Origin of the sequence: Halomonas sp. (assembly GCF_041689495.1) — a bacterium.
Classification (GTDB): Bacteria; Pseudomonadota; Gammaproteobacteria; order Pseudomonadales; family Halomonadaceae; genus Halomonas.
In genome coordinates, this window is sequence record NZ_JBDNGD010000308.1 from 1 (window position 1) to 5,080 (window position 5,080).

Annotated in this window: 5 protein-coding genes; 2 read left to right on the plus strand and 3 right to left on the minus strand. The window is 64.6% G+C overall.

All coding sequences use genetic code 11. The features are described 5' to 3' along the window. Nucleotides 1-349 (plus strand): acyl-CoA dehydrogenase domain-containing protein (locus tag ACESMD_RS10205; protein WP_372612809.1); only part of this gene is annotated, 349 nt, incomplete at its 5' end. A 42-nt stretch (nucleotides 350-391) separates the two neighbouring features. Here ACESMD_RS10205 and ACESMD_RS10210 read toward each other — a convergent pair. The 3 genes from ACESMD_RS10210 to ACESMD_RS10220 all read right to left on the minus strand — a co-directional run bounded on the left by ACESMD_RS10210 (nucleotide 392) and on the right by ACESMD_RS10220 (nucleotide 4,702). After that, complete coding sequence (locus ACESMD_RS10210) at nucleotides 392-2,284, minus strand: SLC13 family permease (protein WP_372612817.1); 1,893 nt, start codon at nucleotides 2,282-2,284, stop codon at nucleotides 392-394. A 48-nt stretch (nucleotides 2,285-2,332) separates the two neighbouring features. Then, a complete protein-coding gene (locus ACESMD_RS10215; RefSeq protein WP_372612811.1) occupies nucleotides 2,333-3,661 on the minus strand; it encodes an aspartate aminotransferase family protein in 1,329 nt (442 codons plus the stop codon). A 63-nt stretch (nucleotides 3,662-3,724) separates the two neighbouring features. After that, nucleotides 3,725-4,702 carry an NADPH:quinone reductase gene (locus ACESMD_RS10220; RefSeq protein ID WP_372612813.1) on the minus strand — a complete coding sequence of 326 codons (978 nt, stop codon included), beginning with the start codon at nucleotides 4,700-4,702 and terminating at the stop codon, nucleotides 3,725-3,727. A gap of 174 nt (nucleotides 4,703-4,876) precedes the next feature. On the opposite strand from ACESMD_RS10220, the gene ACESMD_RS10225 reads away from it, so the two are divergent. Beyond that, nucleotides 4,877-5,080 (plus strand): glycerophosphodiester phosphodiesterase family protein (locus tag ACESMD_RS10225; RefSeq protein WP_372612815.1); only part of this gene is annotated, 204 nt, incomplete at its 3' end.

Here is a 5,080-nt window from a genome sequence, read left to right on the forward strand (position 1 = left end):
CGCCCAGGCCGTCTCCCGCGACACGGCACTGCGGCACACCCTGCTGGAGGCCACCTGGCAGGGCAGTGACGGTGCCCGGGACAATCCACTGGCTCATTACAATGCCCTGCTGGTCACCCAGGACCGCGCCGAGGCGCTCTATCGCACGGTCAACAAGGCCTATGCAAAGGGGCAGCTACCCATAGAGGCCCTGCATCCCGAGCAGAAGGTAGAGACCGCGCTCAAGGCAGGTCTCATCAGCGTCGACGACGCCTCCTTCATGGGCAAACGTGAAGCTGAGGTGCTGGCCATGCTAAGCGTGGATGACTTTGCCTATGACGCCTTCGTCGCCGGCAAGTCAGGATGCTGAGCCGAAACGCCGCCTGAGCGGCCACTGCAATGCTTGGCCTTCCTACAACGGCCACACTAGCAGGATCATCGGGATCGCCACTGCCACCACGACGATTTCCAGCGGCAGGCCCATCCGCCAGTAGTCCCCGAAGCGATAGCCCCCGGGCCCCATCACCAGGGTGTTGGACTGGTGGCCGATCGGTGTGAGGAAGGCGCAGGAGGCGCTGACCGCCACGGCCATGAGGAAGGGATCCAGGGAGGCCCCGAACCCCTCGGCAAGGCTGGCGGCGATGGGTGCCATCAGCACCGCCGCCGCGGCATTGTTGATGATGTCGGAGAGCATCATGGTGATCACGAAGAGTCCCACCAGGGTGACCACCACCGGCCACTGCCCTCCCCAGGCCATCATGGCGTCGGCGATCTGCGCCGCCCCACCGCTGGTCTCCAGCGCCTGTCCCACCGGGATCATCGCGGCGAGCAGCACCAGCACGGGACCGTCGATCGCCTGGTAGCCGTCGCGCAGCGGCAGCACCCCCACCAGCAGCGAGACCAGGGCCGCCGTGGCGAGCGCCACCGCCGCAGGCAGCACACCCAGCAGGATGGCCAGGATCGCCGCGGCGAAGATGGTAAGGGAAATCAGCAGCAGCCGCGGCTGCCCCAGGGACAGGTTACGGCTGGCCAGCGGCAGGCAGCCCAGGGTCGCCAGGCTCTCGGAGAGCTCGCTCTCGCCGCCCTGCAGCAGCAAAACGTCGCCCGGGCGGAAACGGATATCGTGCAGGCGCTGCTTGAGGCGTCCCCCGTCGCGGGCCACCGCTACCAGGTGCAGGCCGAACTGGTTTTGCAGGCGCAGTTGGCCAACTGTTCGATTGACCATCATAGTGTCGTTGCGCACCACTACTTCCACCAGCTGCAGCCCCTCGGTATCCACGCCCTTCTCCTTCTCCTTCTCCTTCTCACTCTCGGTTTCCTGCGGCGTCTGGTCCTTTGTCGCATTTTCCGGGTCCCGCTCCGGTTCCCGCGCATCGTCGCCGGCCTCGGCCTGCTGCGCCGCCTCGTCGCCGTCCTCGGGGTCCTTGCCCAAGCGAAGCCCCGCCTTGTCCTCCAGCAGTTTCATCTCCTCGGGGCCCGCCTCCAGCAGCAGGATGTCGCCCGCCCGAAGCTCACCATGGAAGGCATGGCCGGCGCGGCGAGTGTCGTCGCGCACGACGGCCAGCACCGGGATAGTCTCCTCCAGGGCATCATGCAGGTCACGTAGCGTCCAGCCGTTGGCCTTCGCCTCCTCGTCCACCTCGAGTTCAACCAGATAGTTGGCAGTGTCGAACATCTCCTCGGTGGAGGCCTTGCCGGCCCGCTGGGGCACAAGCCGCCAGCCGATCAGCAGGATGAAGGCCAGCCCGGCCAGGGCCACCGCCACGCCCACGGGAGAGAAGGAAAAGAGCCCGAAAGACTCGCCGGTGACCGAGCCCCGATAGCTGGCGATGATGATATTGGGCGGGGTGCCAATGAGGGTGGTCAGGCCGCCGAGCAGGGAGCCGAAGGCCAGCGGCATCAGCAACAGCGACGGCGAGGTATCATGCTCGCGGGCCAGGCGCATGGCCACCGGCAGCAGCAGCGCCAGTGCCCCGACGTTGTTCATGAAGCCGGAGAGCACCACCACGGTCCCGGTCAGCGCGGCCAGCTGAAGGAAGAGCCGCTCCCCGACCTTGAGCACCTGTTCGGCGATCACGTCCACCACCCCGGAGCGCTCGAAACCGCGACTGATCACCAGCACTGCGGCCACTGTGATCACCGCCGGGTGACCGAAGCCCAGAAAGGCCTCATCGCCCGGCACCAGACCCAGCATCACCGAACCCAGCAGCGCAGAGAGCGCCACCAGGTCGTAGCGGAAGCGCCCCCAGACGAAGGCGGCCAGGGTCAGTCCCAGGACAATGAAGACCAGAGTGCTGTCCGACATCAGGTCCATGCCTTCGCCATCATCCTGCTCCCCATTGCCTTGGACCTGTTAAAGGCTGCTGAGTGCATCCTGGATTGCCCGGTCGAGCTTGTCGGTGAGCTCGTCCAGATGGTGATCTTCGAGGATGAAGGGAGGCGCCAGCAGCACATGATCCCCCTGTCGGCCATCGAGGGTGCCCCCCATCGGATAGCACATCAGGCCATGGGTCATGGCCGCCTTCTTGATGCGCGCATGGAGCTTCAGGTCGGGATCGAAGGGCTGCTTCCTATCTCGGTCCGCGACCAGTTCGATACCCCGGAACAGACCCCGCCCCCGGATATCGCCAATATTGGGGTGCGAGCCGAAACACTCATCCAGGCGCTCATGCAGGCCCTCCCCCAACTGGACCACCCGTGACAGCAGCTGTCTGTCTTCGATGGCATGCTGCACGGCCAGGGCGGCGGCACATGCCGTGGCATGGCCGATATAGGTATGGCCGTGCTGGAAGAATCCCGAGCCATCGGCGATGGCCTGGTGAATCCTGGCGCTGACCAGGGTAGCGCCGATGGGCTGATAGCCCGCACCCAGCCCCTTGGCCACGGTGATCAGGTCCGCCGTCACGCCCTCCTGCTCCGCGGCGAACAGGCTACCGGTACGACCCATGCCGCACATCACCTCATCGAGTATCAGGAGCACCCCGTGGCGGTCACAGACCTCGCGTACCCGGGTGAAATAACCCGGCACTGCTGTCACGGCACCCAGGGTGGCACCGACCACGGGCTCGGCCACAAAGGCCATGACGTTCTCGGGCCCCAGCCGCTGTATCTCTTCCTCCAGCTCGGCGGCCAGGCGAATGGCATAGCCCTCCAGGCTTTCCCCGTCGCGGAGACCCCGATAGGCGTAACAGGGACTGACATGGCTGACATCGATCAGCAAGGGCTCGAACTGGCGGCGTCTCCATTCGTTGCCACCCGTCGCCAGGGCCCCGAGGGTATTGCCATGATAGCTCTGGCGGCGGGCGATCAGGTGCTTGCGCTCCGGCTGGCCAGTCTCGATGAAATACTGGCGAGCCAGTTTCAGTGCCGCCTCGATCGCCTCCGATCCACCGGACACGAAATAGACCGACGACAGGCCTTCCGGCGCCTTCGCGACGAGATAGTCGGCCAGAGATTCCATCGGTTCGTTGGTGAAAAAGGAGGTGTGCGCATAGGCCAACTGGCCTACCTGGCGACGGATGGCCTCGATAACATCGGCATCGCTGTGACCCAGGCAGGACACTGCGGCGCCACCGCTGGCATCGAGGTAGTGCTTGTCCTGGCTGTCGATCAGGTAGGGGCCGTCACCCTTGACTGCCATGGGGTAGTGCTGCTTCAGATTGCGATGAAACACGTGACTCATGGCGGTCTCCCTCAGCGCGAAGCCGCGCCTCTGGTGATGGCAGAAACGGCTGGCATCCTCTTGTCAGGGTATCAGAATGGTGGAACCGGTGGTCCGACGTCCCTGAAGGGCATCCTGCGCCTTGCCGACTTCCTCCAGAGGGTAGCGTTGGGCGATATCGATCTTCACTTCTCCACTCTCCAGGACGGCAAAAAGGTCGCTTGCCATCATCTCCAGCCGCTCACGGGTGTCCGCATAGCCGTTGAGGCTCGGGCGAGTGACGAAGAGCGATCCCTTCTTGTTGAGGATCCCGATATTGACGCCATCCACGGGGCCGGAGGCGTTGCCGAAACTGACCATCAGGGCTCGCGGCTTGAGGCAGTCCAGCGATAGTTCCCAGGTATCCTTACCCACCGAATCATAGACCACGTCACACATCTCGCCCTGGGTCAGTTCGCGCACCCGCTCGACCACGTCCTCCTTCGTGTAGTCGATGGTGGCCCAGGCGCCGTTGCGCTCGGCCAGGGCCGCCTTCTCCAGGGAGCTGACGGTACCGATCAGCCTGACCCCCAGCGCCTTCGCCCACTGGCAGGCAATGGAGCCGACCCCCCCGGCAGCGGCGTGCCAGAGGATCGTCTCGCCGCCCTTGAGTGGAGAGGTCTGGCGCAGCAGGTACTGGACCGTCAGGCCCTTGAGCAGGCAGGCCGCCGCCGTCTCGACGTCCACGGTATCGGGCAGCACTACCGCCTTGTCCGCCGGCAACACATGGTATTGCGCATAGGCGCCCAGGGGACCCTGGGCATAGCCGACCCGGTCACCGGGCTTGAGGTGACTAACCCCTTTACCCACGGCATCGACCAGGCCGGCTCCCTCGGTACCCAGTCCCGATGGCAAGGAGGGCGCGGGATAGAGGCCGGTACGAAAGTAGATGTCGATGAAATTCAATCCGACGGCCTGGTTCTTGACTCTCACCTCACCGGGGCCGGGGTCTGCCGGCGTGACGTCGACGAGTTCGAGGACCTCGGAACCTCCGGTACGGGAAAACTGGATACGCTTGGCCATAGGGTTGTCTCTTTTTGGTCAGGGAATCATCTTTATGACGATAATCAATTCAGTATACAAACGCGAAACCCGCATAGGGTCAAGGCTTTCTGCCGTGGCCCGGGTGAGCGGTCACGGAAATGTCGCCAAGGTGTAGGATAGGAGAACATCGACCGACCAGGGAGGCCATGTTCCATGTCAGATCCCAGGATTGCCCTGCCCCGCCTGATGGCCCACCGGGGCCTCTCCGCCCGAGCACCCGAAAACACCCTGGCGGCCGTTCGTGCCGCCCACGATGCGGACTGCCAGTGGGTCGAACTCGACGTACAGTTACTCGGTGATGCCACACCGGTGATATGGCATGACGCCACCGTCAATCGCTGCTCGGATGGCCGCGGC

Bases quoted from the DNA above. Each gene is read 5' to 3' on its own strand.
- ACESMD_RS10215 (WP_372612811.1), bottom strand. From the start codon at position 3,661: ATGAGTCACGTGTTTCATCGCAATCTGAAGCAGCACTACCCCATGGCA.
- ACESMD_RS10210 (WP_372612817.1), bottom strand. From the start codon at position 2,284: ATGTCGGACAGCACTCTGGTCTTCATTGTCCTGGGACTGACCCTGGCC.
- ACESMD_RS10220 (WP_372612813.1), bottom strand. From the start codon at position 4,702: ATGGCCAAGCGTATCCAGTTTTCCCGTACCGGAGGTTCCGAGGTCCTC.